Consider the following 20,216-nt stretch of genomic DNA (forward strand, 5'->3'; position numbering starts at 1 on the left):
AGATCTATGCGATCCCAAAGTAATCTTTCGATTCCCGACAAAGCTAATCGCCCGGCGCCACGGTCGCAGTCCGAGTGACACTGCCGACACTTCGACGCCCGCCCGTATCCGCCCGCGTACCAGCGACTTCGAGCCGCGGAAGCCGGCGCATCCGCAGCTCAGGAGGTTACGTGCAACTCGAATCCGGCCGATCCCGGACTCTCCCGGCCGGGTTCGAGCCGTAGTCCACGGTCGTAGTCACCACCGGCTTGCCGCCGATATCGGATCGGCTCGGTCCGGTCGAGAGACGAAAGTCGTTCCCGCAGTTCGTCCGCGATCGCCGCGAAACGGTCGTCGTCCACCCGGATGGCACCGTGCACGACGAACGGGGGCAGGACATCCATGCCCGGGTAGTACAGGATCCCGTGGTGGATAGGGAAGAGCAGATCCTCGATGGGTCCGTTGATTCCACGCTCGGAATACGCGGGCTCCCGGCCGCCGACGGCGACCACGAGCATGGCCCGCCGGCCCGCCAGCACACCGTCGCCGTATCGCGGAATCGCGGTTCCGCCCGCGCCGTAGGCGAATCCGCAGGTGAAAACCCGGTCGACCCATCCTTTCAGCATCGCGGGCATGGAGAACCACCACAGCGGGAAATGCAGCAGCACCGTATCGGCCCACAGCAGTTTCTCTTGCTCGTTCCGGATATCCGCGCTGAGCGTTCCGTTCTCGAACGCCTCGCCCGATGCGAGCATGAAGTTCGTTTCCGCGACCTCGCCGAAATCCGCGGCGTCGGCGTGCGCCTTCCAGTCCATGGCATACAGATCGCTCACCCGGACCTCGTGGCCCTCGGCGCGGAGCCTTTCCACGGCTACGTCTTTCAACGCTCCGGTCAGCGAATCCGGCTCGGGATGGGCATACACGATCAGCACCTTCATATCCGGACCAACCTCGCCACCGGGCCCGGGCATTCCGAGCGAAGAAATCGGAGCCGGTGGGGCCGACCGAACGACGTCGCCCCCGGCCGTTACCGGCCGGGGGCGACGTCGGTTTGCGGCGCTCGTATTGCTACGACCCGTCCTTGGCCGCCAGCGCCTTGGCTTCGCGGCGGCGGCGGTGCAGGATCGGCTCGGTGTATCCATTGGGCTGCGTGGTTCCTTCGAGGATCAGCTCCTTGGCCGCCTGGAAGGCGACGCTGCCCGCGAAATCCGGAGCCATCGGCCGGTAGCCGGCATCGCCGGCGTTCTGCCGGTCCACCACGGGCGCCATCCGCTCGAGGCTGGCGATCACCTGGTCGGCGGTGACCACGCCGTGGCGCAGCCAGTTGGCCATCAGCTGGCTCGAGATCCGCAGGGTGGCGCGATCCTCCATGAGGGCGATATCGGAGATATCGGGAACCTTCGAACAACCCACGCCCTGATCGATCCAGCGCACCACATAGCCGAGGATCGACTGCGAATTATTGTCCAGCTCCTGCTGCTTGTCCGCCTCGCTCCAGTTCGTATCGGCCGCCAGCGGGATCTGCAGGATATCGTCGACACTCGCCCGCGCACCGCCCTTGGCGATCTCGGCCTGCCGCTTGAACACATCCACCAGGTGGTAGTGGGTGGCATGCAGGGTGGCGGCCGTCGGCGACGGCACCCAGGCGGTGGTGGCGCCGGCCTTCGGATGGCCGATCTTCTGCTCGAGCATCCCGGCCATCAGGTCCGGCATGGCCCACATACCCTTGCCGATCTGCGCCTTACCGGGCAGACCCGCGGCCAGACCGGTGTCGACGTTCCAGTCCTCGTAGGACAGGATCCAGCGCTGGGTCTTCATCTCGGCCTTGCGGATCATCGGACCCGCCACCATCGAGGTGTGGATCTCGTCCCCGGTGCGATCCAGGAAGCCGGTGTTGATGAACACCACCCGGTCGGCCGCCGCGTTGATACAGGCCTTCAGGTTGACGGTGGTGCGGCGCTCCTCGTCCATGATGCCGACCTTCAGGGTGTTGCGCGGCAACCCCAGCACGTCCTCCACGGCGGCGAACAGGTCGTTGGTGAAAGCGACCTCGTCCGGACCGTGCATCTTCGGCTTCACGATGTACACCGAGCCCGTGCGGCTGTTCTTCAGCGCCACATCGTCACGGAGGGAATGCGCGGCGACAAGCGAGGTGATGATGCCGTCCATGATGCCCTCGGGCACCTCGTTGCCGTCGGCGTCGAGAATCGCGTCGCTCGTCATCAGATGGCCCACATTGCGCACGAACAGCAGCGACCGCCCGTGCAGCGCGAGCTCGGAACCGTCGAGCGCGGTGTAGACGCGGTCGGGGTTCATGGTGCGGGTGAAGGTTTTGCCGCCCTTGGTGACCTCCTCCGCGAGGTCGCCCTTCATCAGACCCAGCCAGTTGCGGTAGCAGAGGGTTTTGTCTTCGGCGTCCACCGCGGCGACCGAATCCTCGAAATCCATGATGGTGGTGACCGCGGATTCGATGACCAGATCCTTCACCCCGGCGCTGTCGGTGCTGCCGATAGGCGATTCGGGATCGATCTGGATCTCGATATGCAGGCCGTTGTGCTTCAGCAGGACGGCGCTGGGAGCTGCCGGGTCGCCGATATAGCCCACGAGTTGATCGGCATCGGCCAGGCCGATGGCGGTACCGTCCTCCAGGCCGACTTCGAGCTCACCGTCGACGATCGTGTACGAGGTGGAACCGATATGGGACCCGGTGATGAGGGTGACCGCGTCGTCGAGGAAGTTGCGCGCCCATTCGATGACCTTGTCACCGCGCACCTTGTTGTAACCGGTGCCCTTCTCGGCGCCGCCGGTCTCCGGAATGGCGTCGGTACCGTACAGCGCATCGTAGAGCGAGCCCCAGCGCGCGTTCGCCGCGTTGATGGCGAAGCGGGCATTGCTCACCGGAACCACCAACTGCGGGCCGGCGGTGCTGCTGATCTCGTCGTCGACCCCGGTGGTGCCGACGGTGAAATCGGCGGGCTCGGGCCGCAGGTAGCCGATCTCGGTCAGGAACTGCTTGTAGGCGGACTTGTCGTAGTTCGCCCCCGGATGCTCACTGTGCCAGGCGTCGAGTTTGTCCTGGATTTCGTCGCGTTCGGTCAGCAGGGCGCGGTTGCGCGGTGCGAACTCGGTGATGATCCGCTCGGCACCGGCCCAGAACGCGGCGGAATCGACGCCGGTGCCGGGGAGCGCTTCGTTCTCTACGAAGTCGTGGAGAACGGTGGCAACCTCGAGCCCGCCGACCTTTTTCCGCTCTGTCATCTACGTGCCTCACTTCCGCGAATACCGGGTGGAAAGTCGATGTTTATGTTACCGGCCGGTAGTGCCGGGACGGTCGGCGGGTGAGCTGTGTTTATGGCGCCACCTCCGGTTGCGCGGGGTGGGGGTGCTGTCAACACTGCTCTCGACGTGGACCATCTGGCTCTGCTCTCGACGTGGATCGTCCGTGGAGACGATTCCCGCGCTCTCGGCGTAGGCCATCGGTGAAGAAAACCGCGCTCTCGGCATAGACCATTCGTGAAGGGGCGGGCTGTAATTTTGGAGCCGCTCCGCGGCTCGAGGGCGGGGCCCTGTTAACCCGGTTCTTCACTTCCGGCGCTCAGTCGCTGCGCTCCTTCGCTCTGGTCGCTCCAGAACCGGGCGGGCCCCGCCCGGAAAAGCCGGCGGATCTGGGGGCGGGGAGCGCCGTCTCCATGGGCCTTCGGTCCTGTCGGTTCGGGCTCGGGGTGGGTATCGACCTCGAACAGGGGCTGAACAATCACGAATGCTGGTCGAACATTATCGCCCCGGGCGGACGTGCCGGAGCAGACTCTCCGGGCGGTATGGCCGTGCATACCGGTCGGGCCGGGGGCCGTGCGTCACGGTGCGGGCACCGAAAAATGGGCCGACAACCGGTACTGCGCTGTGCCACCATGTATTCCACCGGCAGGCCACAGGGGCAGGCCGACGATACGGAGAAGGGAGGAGTGATCTTGTATCCAGTCGCACCGGCTGATAGCACCCGGTCCAGCGCCGAATCCGAGCGTCGGGCCCGCGTATCGGCCCGGCCGATGAACGCCGAACAGGCACAGCAGCCGAAACCCGCCGGCGATCTCGGGATCGATCTACTCCTCCCACGTCGCCGCTGACGCTCTCGTTCCGTTCCCCCTGTTGAAGTCCGGGTCGTCCCGGCTGTCGAAACCTGGTGATTCCCATGCCGATACACGCTGTCGCCGAACCGGTGACGCTCACTCCGGACAATTGGATACACAGCCGTGTCCTGGTGCTCAATGCCAGCTACGAGGCGCTGGACCAGATCGGCGCGGACCGGGCGATCGTATTGCTGACCAGCGGTATCGCCGAATCGGTCGTGATCCGCCGGCCGCATTTCCCGGTCCGCTCCCAGCACACCGAGATCATGCTGCCCGAGACGATCCGGTTGGTCCGCTACCGGTACCTCGCCCATATCACCGTGCGGTCGCCCGGCGGCCGGGCCACGCACGCCGCGATCCTGCGGCGCGACGGGAACCGGTGCGGGTACTGCGGCGGCTGGGCGCCCACCGTCGACCACATCCGCCCGCGCAGCCGAGGTGGCCCCAACACCTGGGAGAACCTCATCGCCTGCTGCGTGACCTGCAATACCGGTAAGGCCGACCGCACTCCGGAGGAGGCGGGTATGCGGTTGCTCTGGGAACCCCGGGCACCCGAACCGCTGGCCCGAGAACAACGGCGGGTGTGGAAGCACCTGGCCGCGACACCCTGAACCGATCCGCGAAAGGAGGGGATCGATATGACCGTCGAAGTGCTGGCGGATCTGCTGCCCATATCCGACAGCCGTGGCTGGCATCGCGCCGCCTGCCGCGGTGACCCGAACCACGAGGCGTGGTTTCCGTACCCATCGCAGGACTTCGAGTACGCGCGTCAGGTCTGCGGCCGGTGCCCGATCCGGCCGGACTGCCGTGCCTTCGCCGAACAGACCGGACAGTCCGGGGTGTGGGGTGGGCACGAATTCGACCGGGGAAAGATGATCCGCGAATAACCGGCACAACCCGGTACGACGCTGGAGGCGGGGCTGTAATTTTCGCGCCGCCTCCAGCGTTGCGGGTCGGGGCCCTGTTGCCCCTGCTCTCGGCGCAGATCATCCAGCCCTGCTGATATCTCGGCGTGGACCATCCAGCCCCGCTCTCGGCGTAGACCATCCTTGAAGGCGCGCGCTGTATTTTTGGAGGCGCTCCGCGCCTCGAGGGCGGGGCCCTATTAACCCGGTTCTTCACTCCTGCGCTCCTCCGCTTCGCTCCCCCGCTCCGTCGCTCCAGAACCGGGCGGGCCCCGCCCGGAAATGCCGGCCATCCGTGAAACGGTGTGGGCGATCTGCGCTCAGGCGGGGGCAGGCCCGGCGTACGCGGCCACCCCGAGCCGGAACGAATGAGCCGAACGCGAGCAGCGACCGACCGGCGAGGAGTAAAGACCCACGGATGAACCCAGCTCCCACCCTTCGAGTTCGGTCAACCTTTGCGGGCGGGGCCCGCCCCGCTTCTGCAGCGACAGAGCGAGGGAGCGCAGCGACCGAGCGTCGGAGTGAAGAAGCGGGGTTAATAGGGCCCCGCCCTCGAGCCGCGGAGCGGCTCCAATAACACAGCCCGCCCCTTCACGAACGGTCTACATCGGGCTCCTCCGCGCGTGGTCTACCTCGGGCTCCTCCGCGCGTGGTTTACCTCCTGCTCCTTCGCGGGTGGTCTACCTCCGCCCCTTCGCGGGTGATCTCCCTCAAGATCAGTGGTTAGACGCTCTACGCCGAGAGCAGTGTTGCAGCGCCCGACCCGTTGCCGGAGACGGAACCATAAGCACAGCCCCGTCCGGGGCGCCATAACCCGGGTTCTCTCCTTACACTGACTGGCCGTGGGTACCCATCGCAGCACCGGCTCTTCCCGGGAGATCAGCAAGGGACCGGTGACCGCCGCGGTGGTGGTTGTGGTTCTGCTCGTACTCGTTGTCGGCTGGTGGCAATTAGGTCCGGACTCGGCGAGTGAAGCGTCCGACGGCGAATGTGTGGAGGGCAACGCAGTCCTCGACGTCACCGTCGATCCCGAGATCGCCGACCCGATACGCACAATCGCGGATCGATACAACGAGACCCGGCCGGTCGTGCGCGGCCATTGCGCCGAGGTGGTGATCACCGAGCGGGCGACCGCCGATATGGTCGCGGCCTTCACCTCCGAGGCGACCTGGAATCCGGTGCTCGGACCCCGTCCGGCGCTGTGGATTCCGGTATCCAGCCGGCAGATCGAATCGATGCGGGTTCCCGGTCTGATCGAGGGAAGCCCGCGCTCGATCGCGTCCAGTCCGATCGTGCTCGCCGTACCCGAGATATTGCGCCACGCACTGGCCTCCACCCGGACCTCCTGGGCGGATCTGCCCCGATTGCAGCAGGGTTCACTCGAAGCCATCGGACTGCCGGGCTGGAACGGCCTGCAGATGGCAATGCCACCGGGCGATACGACACTGGCGGTTGCCGCCGCGGTCGCGGGCGCTGTCGCCGGTACCGACCCACTGACCGAGGAGGCCGTTACCGCCGGGCAGTCCGTATCCGCGGTATCCGGTCTGGCCGCCGCCGCGCCGAAGGCCGACGACACCTCCGCGGCGATCACGGCTCTCTCGTCTGCCGCCCCGGCCGAAGCCGGCGTCCACGTGGTGCCGGTGACCCAGCGACAGCTCGCGGCGAACGGCAGTACCACCTTCTACGTGCCCACCGGCGCGACCCCGATCGCCGACTATCCGGCCGCGCTGATGTCCGGACCGTGGGTGGACAAGACGGAGAACCTGGTCGCGGGCCTGTTCGCGGAGTACCTGCGCAAACCGGAACAGCAACGCGATCTGGTCGCGGCCGGTTTCGGCGCTCCGCCGGCCGATCCGGTCGCCTCACCGCCGCGGGCCGCACTGGACCGGCTCCGCGGCCTCCTCGGAAATCCTGTGCTCGGCGTCCACGCCACGGCCCTGCTCGATGTTTCCGCATCGATGGGGGCCGCCGAGGGCGACCTGACCCGGCTGACCAATACCGTCGGCGCCCTCGCGTCCACCGTCAATGTCATGCCGCCGGAATTCGGTTTGGGTATCTGGACTTTCGGGAAGGATCTCGACGCGGGCAACCCGTTCGAAGTGGTCGCCGATACTGCCCCGCTCACCGACGAGCACCGCGGCACTCTGATGGGTTCACTGGGTTCGATCCAGGCGACGGATACGAAAGCCGATGAATGCTATCCGGCACTGCTCGCCGCCTACCGGAGCGCGGTCGAGGGCTACGCCCCCGACCGCACCAACTCGATCCTGCTGGTCACCGACGGGCCCGAGGGCGATTCCGCGCTCAACGGCGCAGACCTGCTGTCAGCCATCGAAGACGAGGGGAATCCGGAGAAGCCGATCCGCGTCGATGTCATCGTCGTCGGCGGTGCGGGCAGCGACTCCCTGCGCACCCTGACCCAGCGCACCGGTGGCACCTACAAGGTCCTGCCCACCAGCAACGACCTCGAGTTCGGCACCGCGATGGTCGGGGCCCTCACCACGCCCTGACCGGCGGTCATCCGGGCCGTCGGCCCAAGGATTCCCGACGGCGACAGCAGGGCCGGGGGCCGCCGTAACCGGAGCGCCACACCGCCCTCGGCGAGCCGCTCCGGTCAGCGCCGCGGTGATCCGCGAGTACCGCGCCCGCACAAACTTCTTTCCGCGCAACGATATCCGCAAAATCATGACGTGTGTCACATACCGGTCCATCATTCTGCACAGGCGCGGTGGCCGGGTTCACCTCGCCCGTGTACGACGATTCGGAAGGGGATCAGGTCATGAAGGACGGGAATCGAACGCGGCGGGACCGCACCCATTGGCTCTATCTGGCGGTTATCGTGGCCGTCCTGGCGGGAATTCTGGTCGGCTGGCTCGCGCCGGGAACCGGGCGCGCGCTCGCGCCGCTGGGCACGATGTTCGTCGACCTGATCAAGATGATGATCGCACCGGTGATCTTCTGCACGATCGTCCTCGGCATCGGATCGGTGCGCGCGGCGGCCACAGTCGGAAAGGTCGGCGGCCTGGCCATCGGATATTTCCTGGTGATGTCGACGGTGGCCCTCGGTATCGGCCTGCTGGTCGGCAACCTGCTCGATCCGGGCACCGGGTTGGAGATCACGGATTCGGCGGGCCAGGGCGCGCAGTACGCCGAGGAGGCGCACGGCGCCGGTGGCACCGTGGATTTCATCCACGGCATCATTCCCACGACGCTGGTCTCCGCACTCGTCGCGGGCAATGTGCTGCAGGCGTTGTTCGTCGCGCTGCTGGTGGGTTTCGCGGTACAGGCCATGGGCGCCTCGGGTGAGCCGATCCTGCGCGGTGTGGCGCTGATCCAGAAGCTGGTCTTCCGGATCCTGGTGATGATCCTCTGGCTGGCTCCGCTCGGGGCCTTCGGTGCGATCGCCAATGTGGTCGCCCGGACCGGACTCGAGGCCGTGGTCCAACTGGCCACCCTGATGATCGCCTTCTACCTGACCTGCCTGCTGTTCGTCTTCGGGGTACTCGGAGTGCTGGTGCGGTTCGTCGCCCGGGTGTCGATCTTCAAATTGTGCCGCTATCTCGCACGCGAATACCTGCTCATCGTGGCCACCTCGTCATCGGAATCGGCGCTGCCGCGGTTGATCGCGAAGATGGAACACATCGGGGTACAACGAACGACTGTGGGTGTGGTCGTACCGACCGGCTATTCGTTCAACCTCGACGGCACCGCCATTTATCTGACGATGGCGTCGATATTCATCGCCGACGCGATGGGGCAGCCGTTGGGCCTGGGCGAACAGTTCGGCCTGCTGGTGTTCATGATCGTGGCCTCCAAGGGCGCGGCCGGCGTCACCGGCGCGGGCCTGGCCACCCTGGCGGGCGGGCTGCAGAGTCACCGGCCCGAACTGCTCGACGGGGTCGGCCTGATCGTCGGGATCGACCGTTTCATGTCCGAAGCCCGGGCGCTCACCAACTTCTCCGGCAACGCCGTGGCCACCCTGTTGATCGGCACCTGGACCAAGACCGTCGATCCCGAGCAGATGCGCGACGTCCTGGACCGGAAACTGCCGTTCGACGAGCAGACAATGGTGGACGACCACGACCCACACCCCGCCGAAGCGGACGGGGCGAAAGTTCTCGCCTCGGCCTGATATCTCCCGGCTGCTCCGTTGGGCGCGGGGAACCGCTCGGGCCGAGATCCGATTCCGTGGCAAAGGATCTCGGCCGGAGTGCACAGGGCATCAGTCGACGTAGGACTCCAGGGGCGGACAGGTGCAGACCAGATTGCGATCTCCGAAAGCACCGTCGATCCGGCGGACCGCCGGCCACACCTTGGCTCGGGTATGCGCGAGCCCGCGCGGGTACACCGCGATCTCCCGGGTGTACGGGTGATCCCAGTCCCCGACCAGGCATGCCGCGGTATGCGGTGCCTGACGCAGCGGATTGTCGTCGGCCGGCCACTCCCCCGCGCCGACACGGTCGATCTCGCGGCGGATGGCGATCATCGCTTCCACGAATTCGTCCAATTCGGCCAGATCCTCGCTCTCGGTCGGTTCCACCATGAGCGTGCCCGCCACCGGGAAGCTCATGGTGGGCGCGTGGAAACCGTAGTCGGCCAGGCGTTTCGCCACATCGTCGACGGTCACACCGGTCTGTTTGGTGATCTCGCGCAGGTCCAGAATGCATTCGTGGGCGACCATATCGTTATCGCCGGTATAGAGCACCGGATAGTGCTCGCCGAGCCGCCGGGCCAGGTAGTTGGCCGAGGCGATCGCCGTGAGCGTCGCGCGGCGCAACCCGTCCGCTCCCATCATCCTGATATAGGCCCAGGTGATCGGCAGAATCGATGCCGAGCCGTAGTTCGCCGCCGAGACCGCGTGCGAATCGGTGACCAGCGGGTCGCCCGGCAGGTATCGGGCCAGATGTGACCGCACGGCCACCGGGCCGACCCCGGGGCCGCCACCGCCGTGCGGGATACAGAACGTCTTGTGCAGATTGAGGTGGCTGACGTCACCGCCGAACCGGCCGGGCCGGGCCAGCCCGACCAGGGCGTTGAGGTTCGCGCCGTCGACGTAGACCTGACCGCCCGCGTCGTGGACCAGCGCGCACAGGTCGGCGACCTCCTGCTCGTACACACCGTGCGTGGACGGATAGGTGATCATGATGCAGGCCAGCCGCTCGGCATGGTCGGCGATCTTGGCACGCAGATCGTCGAGGTCGACATCGCCGTTCGCCCGGCATTTCACCACTTCCACCCGCAGGCCCGCCATGGCCGCCGAGGCGGCGTTGGTGCCGTGCGCGCTCGACGGGATGAGGCAGGTATCGCGCCGGGTATCGCCGCGGTCCAGGTGGTAGCGCCGGATGGCCAGCAAGCCGGCGTATTCGCCCTGGCTACCGGCATTGGGCTGCAGGCTCACCGAGTCGTAGCCGGTGATCTCGGCCAGCCAGCGCTCCAGATCGTCGATCACCCGGCGCAGGCCGGGGGTATCGGCGGCCGGCGCGTACGGGTGCAGCCGGGCGAAACCGGGCCAGGTGATCGGCTCCATTTCCGCGGTGGCGTTGAGTTTCATGGTGCACGAGCCGAGCGGGATCATGCTGCGGTCCAGCGCGATATCTTTATCCGACAGCGCCCGCAGATACCGCAGCATCGCCGTTTCCGTGTGATACCGGGTGAACGCCGGGTGGGTGAGGAACTCCGAGGTCCGGTCGGCGATGCCCGCCCCCACCGGGTCGGCGGGCGCGACCCCGAACGCGTCCAGGACAGCGGCCACATGATCGCCGGTGGTCGCCTCGTCACAGGCCACGGCGACGTGATCGTCGTCCACCAGGCGCAGGTTGATACCGCGCGCTGCGGCCTTGGCCACCACGCTCTCGGCATCCCCGGGGACTCGGGCCAGCACCGTATCGAAGTATTTATCGTGCACCAGGGAATCGCCCAGCGCGGCCGCGAGATGTTCGGCGTGCCCGTGCACCCGCCGGGCGATGGCCCGCAACCCGTCGGCACCGTGGTAGCAGGCATACATCCCGGCGACGATGGCGAGCAGCACCTGGGCGGTGCAGATATTCGAGGTCGCCTTCTCCCGGCGAATATGCTGCTCCCGCGTCTGCAGCGCCAGGCGATAGGCGAGCGTGCCGTCGGCATCCTTCGACACCCCGACCAGCCGGCCCGGTAGCTGCCGCGCGTAGGCGGTACGCACCGCGAGGTATCCGGCGTGCGGGCCGCCGAAGCCCATCGGTACCCCGAACCGCTGGGTCGTCCCGAAACAGACATCGGCGCCCTGTTCCCCGGGCGGCGTGATCAAGGTCAGGGCGAGCAGATCCGCGCCGGCGGCCACCAGCGCGCCTCGTTCGTGTGCTCCCGCGATGAGATCGGACCAGTCCACGATGCGGCCGGAGGCACCCGGCACCTGCAGCAGTACCCCGAAGAATTCGCCCTCGGGCAGTCCGTCGGCGGCCAGGTCCGCCTCGACGATCTCGATACCGAGCGGTTCGGCGCGGGTGGCCAGGACGGTACGCGTCTGCGGGAACAGATCACGATCCACCACAAGGCGGGTGCTGCCGCCACGGCTCACCCGGCGCAGCAGTGTCATCGCCTCCGCCGCGGCGGTGGCCTCGTCCAGCATCGACGCGTTCGCCACGTCCATACCGGTCAGGTCGGTCACCATGGTCTGGAAGTTGAGCAGCGCTTCGAGCCTGCCCTGGCTGATCTCCGGCTGGTAGGGCGTGTACGCGGTGTACCAGGCGGGGTTCTCCAGCAGGTTGCGTACCAGAACGGGTGGGGCCAGGGTGTCGTAGTAGCCGAGCCCGATCATCGAGGTGGCCACGGTGTTCGTGGCGGCGAGCGCACCCAGTTCGGCCAGCACTTCGTGTTCACTCGCGGCGGGCGGCAGTCCCGTGAGCGGTTCGGTGTCACGGATACCCGCGGGCAGCGCCGTGGCGGCGAGATCCTCGGCGGAAGCGATGCCGATCTCGGCGAGGATATGCGCGAACCCGTCGCTATCGGGTCCGATATGCCGGTCTGCGAAACTCTGGGTCACCACGGCTCCCTGGTCGGGCGGGCCGACCACTCGGTCGGCACAGGGCCCTCCCCCTCTGTCGCGGCGCCTGAGAGCTTCGGCGGCGGGCCGCAGGGGTCCGATCGCCTTTCACCTTGGGCGGGTGGCCCGCAGCCACCACTTTCCAGAGGCGCCGGTTCCCGCACGGTCCTGGTGCCTGAGAGATTGACGGGGAGGTGCTGCTCCTTCGGCGCCCGGCTCCGCTAGGACCCGAGACTCTCCCGCACGGCTACGGCGCCCGGTTATCTTAGCCCGGCGACCGGGCCGGACGGGCACTCACCCCGGCCGGATGTGTCGCTACCCTCACCCCGGCGGTAGCCGGTACGGGGCGCCGCTCCTACCCGGTTTTCCGGGTCAGCCGGGCTTTGCGGCGGTAGGACAATTCGTCCTCGGGTCGCTCATCGGCCGCCACCGCACGCTCGGCGGGAAACGCCGCGATCGCCCCGGTGAGTTCCCGCATCGCGCTATTGACGGCGATACCGAATACACCCTGGCCGCCCTGCAGTAAATCGACGACTTCTTCGGGTGAGGTGCATTCGTACACGGATGTGCCGTCGGAGAACAGCGTGATATTCGCCAGATCCTGGACGCCTCGGCTGCGCAGATGATCGACGGCTATGCGGATGTTCTGCAACGAAATACCGGCGTCGAGCAGACGTTTGACAATTTTCAGGACCAGGATGTCCTTGAAGGAATACAACCGCTGGCTACCGGAACCGGCCGCACCGCGGATGGAGGGAACGACAAGGCCCGTCCGGGCCCAGTAGTCCAGCTGCCGATAGGTGATCCCGGCTACCTGACAGGCCGTCGGCACCCGGTATCCGACCAGGTCGTCGGGGACCGAATCGTCGGGGAACAATCCGGGCTGTATTTCGTAGCGCCGAGGCGGGCCCACTTCCGATCGCATATCCCGCATTTGCTCTGCCACTGAACTACTCCCTTGCTCCGCCGATCTGTGCCCATACCCGACGGCCCGGCGTCGAGTACGAGGCTACTCTTCCCATTCTCTCGGCCACAGCAGTGCCGATCCAAACGCGACGCGCGGTAACAGTCTCGACCTGTAGTTGAGGTCTAGAAAATAATCCGGAAACTCAACTATCGGTCGCTTTGAAATCGTCCGGGGATACCGACTCGAGGAACTCCTTGAACTTTTCGACCTCGTCCTCGCGTTCGTCGGGCATCACCAGACCGGCTTCCTCGAGCACCGATTCCGCCGCATAGATCGGGCAGCCGACGCGCAACGCGATGGCCACCGAATCGGAGGGGCGGGCCGATATCCGCACCTCGTTCTCGAACACCAGATCCGCGTAGAAGGTGCCCTCCTTGAGATCCACGATATGGACCTCCTCGAGGGTATGGCCCAGATCAGCGATCAAGATCTTGATCAGATCGTGGGTGAGCGGCCGGACCGGGGTGACACCCTCCTGTTCGAGCACGATCGCCGTGGCCTCGGCCTGGCCGATCCAGATGGGCAGATAACGCTCACCACTCTCCTCCCGCAGCAGCAGGACGGGCTGGTTCTGTGGCTGCTCGACCCGGATGCCGATCACGCGCATTTCGCTCATCGCACTGCCTCCCATAATCCCGGCCGCCCGCCCTCGCCGATGCAGGGCTCGCCGTACCACGAGTCTAGGCGAACTCCGGGCGGCGCCGCGATGGCTGGCGTACAGCGGAATCGGTGTGTTGCCACCGGCGTAGCCGACACCGACCCCGCCGCAGGTCAGGACGATCCCGCCGCCGGCAGCGGCCGGGCGTCATCCGCCCAGCGAGTTGCGCACCGACGCCTTCACCAGGCTCGCGTGGAGGGTGAGCGATAAGGCGGCGAGTTCCCGCACCGTCTCCTCGGCGCGGGCACGGGCGCCCGCATCGCGGCTCTTGGCGATCGGTGCGGCGATCTGCGCCACCAGTGCCGCCTCCCGGTCCGCGGCGAGTTTGAAGGCACGCAGATGCCGCGCCTCCAAACCGAATTCGGCCATGGCCTTCGCCGTAGTGGCGAGGGTGACCGCATCACCGTCGAAGAAACCGGCGGGGCCCGGCGTGATCAGGTTCGCCCGGATCAGATCGTTGAGAAATTTCTCGTCGATACCGGCCTGATCGAGCAGATCGGCGCGGGTCACCCGGATCTCGTGGTCGAATTCGAACTCGTCGGCGGTGATCCGGCCGGGTTGTACCGCCAGCCGGCGTGGCGGCCGCGGTGTCGCGGCGCGCTCGTCCGCCATATCCTGCCCCGCATCCGGACGGGCGGTCCGCGCCCGGGCTCTGGCCTCACGCACCCCGAGTGTCGCGGCTCCGCTGTCGATCGCCTCGAGCTGTTCCTTGATCACCTTCAACGGCAGGTACTGATCGCGCTGGGCCGTGAGCACGAAACGGAGACGCTCACAATCTGCCGCGGAGAACCGGCGGTAGCCCGACGGTGTCCGCTCCGGCCGGATCAGCCCCTCCGCTTCGAGGAAACGGATCTTGGAGATGGTGATATCCGGAAAATCCGGTCGCAACAGATCGAGCACAGAGCCGATCGACATCCCTCCGTGCGCCCACTGCTGCGCCGCGCCTGTCATGACTTCGAGTCTTTCATGCCGAAGCGCCGATCACCCGGATCGGCGCACCGATCTTCAACTCTTCACAAACTACCCGCACCGGCCGCCGATCCGGCCTCCTGCGTCCGCGGCCCGGTGAGGAATACCAGCCGGAATTTACCGATCTGTACCTCGTCACCGTTCTGCAGCTCCGAGGAGTCCACCGGCTCCCGGTTGACGTAGGTGCCGTTCAAGCTGCCCACATCGACGACCTGGAACGAATCCTCATCCTGCCGGAACTCGGCGTGACGACGGCTGACGGTGACATCGTCGAGAAAGATATCGCTGTCGGGATGGCGGCCGGCGGAAGTGGTGGGCTGATCCAGCAGGAAGCGCGAGCCCGCGTTCGGGCCGCGTTTGACGACCAGCAGCGCTGCCCCGACCGGAAGACCTTCGACACCCTGCACCGGCTGTTCACCGGTCGGCTCGCCGGAGCGCGATGCGTCGACCTCGTTCAGGAAATCCGCGCGGAAGACCGACGTCGTCTCGGCCGCGGTCTCCCCGTAACCCGGGTCTTTGTTCTCGCTCACCGTTTCTCTCCTCCTCGAACCTCATAAACCATGCAGGCAGATGCCGCGACGCGACGTGGCTCGGTGGCCCCGACTCCGGGCGGCACATCCGTTGGCATTGACCGTACCCTGCCGGGCCGTGCCCGTGCAGGTAGAACCTGGAAGGCTGAATCAGCCCTCGATAACTCCTTGATAACCTGCGGCATCGAGTAGTTCACCGAGACTCGAGTCCAGCGCGGACGCGCTGTCCAGCTCGAGTTCGAACAACCACCCGTCGCCGTAGGGATCGGTGTTCAGCGTCTCCGGCTTCGCCTCCAATTCCTGGTTCACCGCAGCGATTTTCGCGCTCAGCGGAGCGTAGATATCGGAAACGCTCTTGGTCGATTCGACCTCGGCGATGCTGTCCCCGGCGGCGACATCGGCACCGGTTTCGGGCAACTGCACGAATACGACGTCACCGAGTTGCGACTGGGCGAAATCGGTGATCCCCACCCGGACCCGGGTGGGGTCGACCCGACGCACCCATTCGTGTTCGGCGGTGTAGCGCAGATCCTCCGGAGCCGGGTTCACGTGGTGTCCTTTCTTCGTGTCGTCGTCCACGATGCTGGCAACTCTATGCGAGCCCGCCGCCGTCCGCCGCGCCGGTCTCCCGGCCGGGTGCCCCACCGGGACGGCCCGGGGATCGCGGTACCGTCCGCGCGATGGCGATCGCCCGGCCCAGGTACAACAGTCCGGTCCACACATAGACCGCGGTGCCCCAGATCAGCAGCGCGCCACCGAAGGCGCGGCCGAAACCGTCGCCCACCCAGTCCATCTGCCCGGCCAGCAGCCAGGGCAATGCCGACATGAGCGCAAAGGTGGCAGCCTTCCCCAGATAGATGACCTCGGGTGGATCGAGGTCGCGGCGGCGATAGACCGGCAGCGTGCAGGTGAGCACCAGATCGCGGCCGATCAGCAGGACCGCGACCCACCAGGGGACGAGATCGCGGGCGACGAACGCCACCAGCGTGGTCACCAGGTAGAGCCGGTCGACGAATGGGTCCAGCAGGGCGCCCAGCCGGGAGGACTGGTCCAGCAGGCGGGCGAGTTTGCCGTCCAGGAAGTCGGTCAGCCCGCTCAGGATCAGTAAGGTGAACGCCCAGCCGTCGGCATGTTGTACCAGCAACAGCCACAGGAAGAGCGGGACACCGAGCAACCGGAGGATGCTCAGGACATTGGGCACGGTGAGCAGCCGATCGGACAGCACCGCCGCTATCGCACCGCCGGGCCCGCGGCCCGCGGCCGAGGTCTCGGAGCCGCCGGTTCCCGAATCGCTCATCACATGCCAGTGCTTACCGCACGACCTGCTCCGGCGCCAGTACGCCCCGCAGGCGATTCGATGAAACAGTGAGTATGGAACCATCTCATCGTCAGCTCGGGTGAGAGCAAGATCATGTCGGGATTCGACTACCGCCCCTCGACGATTTCTACACCGACCGGAGGTGTGCGCATATCACCGATCGGCGCGACGAACTCGCGCCGTACTACGACCAGACGCAGCGCATGCTCGGCGCGGCCGTGGCTCCCGAACACCCCGCGGTGCCCGCCACCGCCCCGGGGGGCTGCGGCTACCGATAACCCCGGCGGGAACGCGCTGACCCATCCTCGGCCCGCGCGACGACCGCCCGGCACGCACCGGCCGATCGATCGGTACCGTGACCACGTGCCCGATAGCCGTATCCCGTTGCGCTCATATATTCCTGCCGAGGAAATACTCGCCCGTGGGGAGGCACTGCGCGACCGGGTGCCGCGCACAGCCCGCGACCGCATGATCCGCACCGAGGGGCGGCCGTCGGTAATCGAATTCATCGAAGCCACCAACAGCGGGCGGCTCGATCAGCTGATCCCGCTGCGCATCGGCCGGATGATGGCCTCCCCTTTCGCTTTCTATCGGGGCGCCGCCGGTTTGATGGCGCACGACCTGGCGGGCAGCCCGGACACCGGGTTCCAGGCCCAGCTCTGCGGCGACGCGCACGCGGCGAATTTCGGCCTGTACGGCACCTCACGCGGCGAAATCGTCATGGATATCAACGATTTCGACGAGACGGTACCGGGCCCCTGGGAATGGGATCTGGAACGACTCGCGGCCAGCCTGGTCCTGGCCGGCCGGGACGGCGGCGCCGACGAAGACGAATGCCGCACGGCCGCGGCCGATGCCGCGCGCAGCTATCGCCGCACCGCTGCCAGACTGGCGGAACGGCCGTTCCTGACCTCGTGGTCGGCGCTGGCCGATGAATCCGTCCTCGACCGGGTCGAAGCCGACGATCTTCTCGACAACTTCAAGAAGGCCGCCAAAAAGGCGCGGAAGAACACCAGCGAGAAGGTCGTGCGGAAGTGGACCCATATCGACGATCACGAAACAGGTGTCGAAAGCCACCGCTTCGTCAGCGATCCGCCCATCCTCACCACCGTCGCACAGGATGTCGAGGACGCGGCCGTCGACGCGCTGGAACGCTACGGTCCCAGCCTGCGTGAATCCCGGCAGGGGCTGCTGGCACGATTCGCGGTCACCGATATCGCGTTCCGGATCGTGGGCACCGGTAGCGTCGGCCTGCACAGTTATGTCGCTCTGCTGCACGGTAATTCGGGCGAGGTACTGGTGTTACAGCTCAAACAGGCGGCGCCCTCGGCGCTGGCGCCGGTCCTCGGAATCGAATCGCCGGAGCACGAGGGCAAGCGAATTGTGCAGGGCGCCAGGCTGGTCCAGACCGAAACCGATATCCTGCTGGGCTGGACAACCATGGCTGTTCCGCAGCCCGGCGGTGGCACCCGGGACCTGCCGTTCATCGTCCGTCAGTTCCGCAACCTCAAGGGCGGAATAGCGCCGGAGGAACTCGAACCACACGATCTCGACGATTACGGCCGCCTCGCCGGCGCCCTGCTCGCCCGCGCACACGCGCGGTCCCTCGATCCCCGGCTGATCACCGGCTACCTGGGCGACGACGCGGATTTCGACGGAGCCGTGGCCGATTTCGCGGTCCGCTACGCCGACCGCACCGAATCCGATCACGAGGAACTCGTCGCCGCGGTTCGGGCCGGGAAACTTCCGGCAGAGGAGCCGGACCGGTAGTTTCGAGGGGTGCGCCGCCCGGACTCGGCGGGGCCACAGCCTCGTTTCGGATACGAAGGGCGGTCATCATGCTCGTGCAGGTTCAGGACAGCACCGACAGTTTCGCCGAGCGGTCCCTGATCGATTGGCTCAGCGGCTGGGGCAGCACGGACAGCCCGCACGGGGTCGCGACAGTCAACTGCGACCTGCTGTACCAGGGCGCGACCTACCACTTCGACGCCGTGGTGTGGACGCCCACGAGCTGCGTTGTGATCGATGTTGCGGGCCTGCGCAGCGAGCACGGCGGCACGCTGCACGTTCCGCTGACCGGCAGGTCGACACTCAACGGAGTCCGGGCCGAACTGGAAGCCGCCGACGACCGCTCACTGCTGGAACGCTCCCGCGAACACACCTTCGCCTTACAGAGCTGGCTGGCCGCGCGCGGACTGGGACAGCGGATGGTCCACGGAATCGCCCTGATCGTGCCGTTCCAGCGGGTCCCGATCCAGATCGATCAGAAGGTCCACGACCCGAGTTTCGATGTGATCGTCGGCGACGACGCCGAACAGCTCCGGCACTACTTCGGTGTACTCGCCGAACGGGAGACGCACCGCTGGACGGCCAACGATGTGGCCTCTGCCTTCCGGAGCCTGGGAATCCTGGCGTACCTGCCCGCACCGCAACTACTGCTCGACGAGGGGTTCCTGGGCCCGATCGACGTCACGTTGTGGCACGGCGGCCCGGCCCAGGCGGAAGCGGAACAGTATGCCGAGGATCTCGCCGAGCTCGAACGTACCGCCGGGATGCGGCGGTTCCGCGCGCCCTGGTACAGCCCGTGGCGCCTGTACCCGCGGGAAGTCGGCGATATCGATTTGGGCCGGGCGTTCATGCGCGCGATGTTCGCCATCGGGACGTTCGTCGCGGTCGCCTGGATCCTGTGGTTCGTGATCACCGCCTTCTTCACCTACGGTCCGAGCTGAGGTTCCGCGGAGCACCACCGGTCGAGCCGTGCCGGCACCACGACGGATGGACAGGGCATGCCCCCGTTCGCTCCGGCCGTGCACGGACTACGACTGGGCCTCACCCCGCGGCGCCCATTAGGGTCGGACCGTGAGCACCGCACCCGGCTTGCCGGATCCGTTCGATGCGAACCGGCCCTCCGGAACTACCCACCGCACCACAGAGGACCGTCCGGATCCGGGAGCGCACCCGTATCCCGGCGCCGGGGACCGAACACCGGAACCCTGTTCGCACTCCGGTGGGCCGGCTCATACCGCCGCCCCGCTCGCCACCGGGATGGTCGCCGCGACCGGCGCCGCGGTAACGGTCGCCCTGCCCCTGACGTTTCCGCCCGGCGGCGGACCGACCACCTTCGATCTGGAGGTCGGGGCACGCGTCGATCCGCGGCTGGATCCGCGGCCCTGGATCGCGGAGGTGCTGGCGCTGGCGACCAGTACCGGCGTGGTACTCGCTGTGCTGTGCGGGGGTGCGGCCTGGTTCGCCTGGCAGCGCAGATGGTGGGAGACCGCGACCGTTGTGCTGGTGCCGGAGATCGCGGTGGCGGTCAACGCATGGGCGCTGAAACCCTGGTGGGCGCGGCCGCTACACGACTACCTGGCGTATCCGAGCGGGCATACCGTCCATCTCGTCTCGGTGATCGCGGCGCTGGTATTGCTGCTGCGATCGTCACGCGCCCGGGTGGTGATCGCGCTGCTCGCCGGGGCCGGCTGGTGTGCGGGCGCGGTGGGCATGATCGCGCTCGACTACCACTTGGCCACCGATGTCATCGGCGGCGCCGCGGCGGGAATCGCCCTGGCGATCGGCCTGTACTGGGTTTCGGTGTACATCCGCCGCACGTACGGGTCCCGGCACCACTGACAGGAACCGGCTACCCGCACCACCTCCCGGTCGTTCCGGCAGCGCAACCCCGCCCGGGCTCGTCCGGACCGGGCGGGATTGTCCTGCTCATAACGCCTGACCAGTGCGCGGCCGCCCG

At 67.0% G+C, this 20,216-nt stretch carries 16 protein-coding genes and 1 riboswitch; of the genes, 7 read left to right on the forward strand and 9 right to left on the reverse strand.

Features of this window, described 5'->3' with window-relative positions; all coding sequences use genetic code 11:
* Positions 1 to 158: 158 nt before the first annotated feature.
* Positions 159 to 917, reverse strand: a complete 759-nt coding sequence (locus ABZ827_RS06655) for an NAD(P)H-dependent oxidoreductase (protein WP_357233496.1) — start codon at positions 915 to 917, stop codon at positions 159 to 161.
* A gap of 130 nt (positions 918 to 1,047) precedes the next feature.
* Entirely contained in the window at positions 1,048 to 3,237 is a 2,190-nt protein-coding gene (locus tag ABZ827_RS06660; RefSeq protein ID WP_357233498.1) for a malate synthase G, read from the reverse strand.
* A 931-nt stretch (positions 3,238 to 4,168) separates the two neighbouring features.
* Here ABZ827_RS06660 and ABZ827_RS06665 point away from each other — a divergent pair.
* From ABZ827_RS06665 to ABZ827_RS06680, 4 genes are all read left to right on the forward strand, one after another.
* Positions 4,169 to 4,717, forward strand: coding sequence for an HNH endonuclease (locus ABZ827_RS06665; protein WP_357233500.1), 549 nt, complete (start codon positions 4,169 to 4,171; stop codon positions 4,715 to 4,717).
* Positions 4,718 to 4,744: 27 nt separating this feature from the next.
* Positions 4,745 to 4,993 (forward strand): WhiB family transcriptional regulator, encoded by a 249-nt coding sequence (locus ABZ827_RS06670; RefSeq protein ID WP_357233502.1) that lies wholly within the window; start codon positions 4,745 to 4,747, stop codon positions 4,991 to 4,993.
* Between the two features lie 860 nt (positions 4,994 to 5,853).
* Positions 5,854 to 7,521, forward strand: coding sequence for a hypothetical protein (locus ABZ827_RS06675; protein WP_357233504.1), 1,668 nt, complete (start codon positions 5,854 to 5,856; stop codon positions 7,519 to 7,521).
* A gap of 269 nt (positions 7,522 to 7,790) precedes the next feature.
* Complete coding sequence (locus ABZ827_RS06680; RefSeq protein ID WP_357233506.1) at positions 7,791 to 9,143, forward strand: cation:dicarboxylase symporter family transporter; 1,353 nt, start codon at positions 7,791 to 7,793, stop codon at positions 9,141 to 9,143.
* A gap of 90 nt (positions 9,144 to 9,233) precedes the next feature.
* Here ABZ827_RS06680 and gcvP read toward each other — a convergent pair whose 3' ends face one another.
* The 7 genes from gcvP to ABZ827_RS06715 all read right to left on the reverse strand — a co-directional run bounded on the left by gcvP (position 9,234) and on the right by ABZ827_RS06715 (position 16,450).
* A complete protein-coding gene (gcvP, locus tag ABZ827_RS06685) occupies positions 9,234 to 12,029 on the reverse strand; it encodes an aminomethyl-transferring glycine dehydrogenase (RefSeq protein ID WP_357233507.1) in 2,796 nt (931 codons plus the stop codon).
* A gap of 153 nt (positions 12,030 to 12,182) precedes the next feature.
* A riboswitch (glycine riboswitch) is annotated at positions 12,183 to 12,281 on the reverse strand.
* Positions 12,282 to 12,384: 103 nt separating this feature from the next.
* On the reverse strand, positions 12,385 to 12,963 hold the full coding sequence (locus tag ABZ827_RS06690; RefSeq protein ID WP_357234565.1) for a MerR family transcriptional regulator: 579 nt from the start codon (positions 12,961 to 12,963) through the stop codon (positions 12,385 to 12,387).
* Between the two features lie 175 nt (positions 12,964 to 13,138).
* Entirely contained in the window at positions 13,139 to 13,612 is a 474-nt protein-coding gene (locus ABZ827_RS06695; RefSeq protein ID WP_357233509.1) for a bifunctional nuclease family protein, read from the reverse strand.
* 189 nt (positions 13,613 to 13,801) lie between these two features.
* Positions 13,802 to 14,605: a MerR family transcriptional regulator gene (locus ABZ827_RS06700; protein WP_357233511.1), complete on the reverse strand. Its 804-nt coding sequence runs from the start codon at positions 14,603 to 14,605 to the stop codon at positions 13,802 to 13,804.
* Positions 14,606 to 14,667: 62 nt separating this feature from the next.
* Complete coding sequence (locus ABZ827_RS06705) at positions 14,668 to 15,153, reverse strand: FHA domain-containing protein (protein WP_030520553.1); 486 nt, start codon at positions 15,151 to 15,153, stop codon at positions 14,668 to 14,670.
* 150 nt (positions 15,154 to 15,303) lie between these two features.
* Positions 15,304 to 15,702, reverse strand: coding sequence for a glycine cleavage system protein GcvH (gcvH, locus tag ABZ827_RS06710; protein WP_357234568.1), 399 nt, complete (start codon positions 15,700 to 15,702; stop codon positions 15,304 to 15,306).
* A 43-nt stretch (positions 15,703 to 15,745) separates the two neighbouring features.
* The gene (locus ABZ827_RS06715) at positions 15,746 to 16,450 is read right to left on the reverse strand and encodes a CDP-alcohol phosphatidyltransferase family protein (RefSeq protein ID WP_357233513.1); all 705 of its coding nucleotides are present in this window, start codon (positions 16,448 to 16,450) and stop codon (positions 15,746 to 15,748) included.
* A gap of 384 nt (positions 16,451 to 16,834) precedes the next feature.
* Here ABZ827_RS06715 and ABZ827_RS06720 point away from each other — a divergent pair, with 384 nt between their 5' ends.
* The 3 genes from ABZ827_RS06720 to ABZ827_RS06730 all read left to right on the forward strand — a co-directional run bounded on the left by ABZ827_RS06720 (position 16,835) and on the right by ABZ827_RS06730 (position 20,098).
* The gene (locus ABZ827_RS06720) at positions 16,835 to 18,241 is read left to right on the forward strand and encodes a DUF2252 domain-containing protein (protein ID WP_357233515.1); all 1,407 of its coding nucleotides are present in this window, start codon (positions 16,835 to 16,837) and stop codon (positions 18,239 to 18,241) included.
* A 68-nt stretch (positions 18,242 to 18,309) separates the two neighbouring features.
* Positions 18,310 to 19,200 (forward strand): NERD domain-containing protein, encoded by an 891-nt coding sequence (locus ABZ827_RS06725; protein WP_357233517.1) that lies wholly within the window; start codon positions 18,310 to 18,312, stop codon positions 19,198 to 19,200.
* A 130-nt stretch (positions 19,201 to 19,330) separates the two neighbouring features.
* Complete coding sequence (locus ABZ827_RS06730) at positions 19,331 to 20,098, forward strand: phosphatase PAP2 family protein (RefSeq protein WP_357233518.1); 768 nt, start codon at positions 19,331 to 19,333, stop codon at positions 20,096 to 20,098.
* Positions 20,099 to 20,216: the final 118 nt, after the last annotated feature.

The organism is Nocardia sp. NPDC019395, from assembly GCF_040632335.1.
Classification (GTDB): Bacteria; Actinomycetota; Actinomycetes; order Mycobacteriales; family Mycobacteriaceae; genus Nocardia.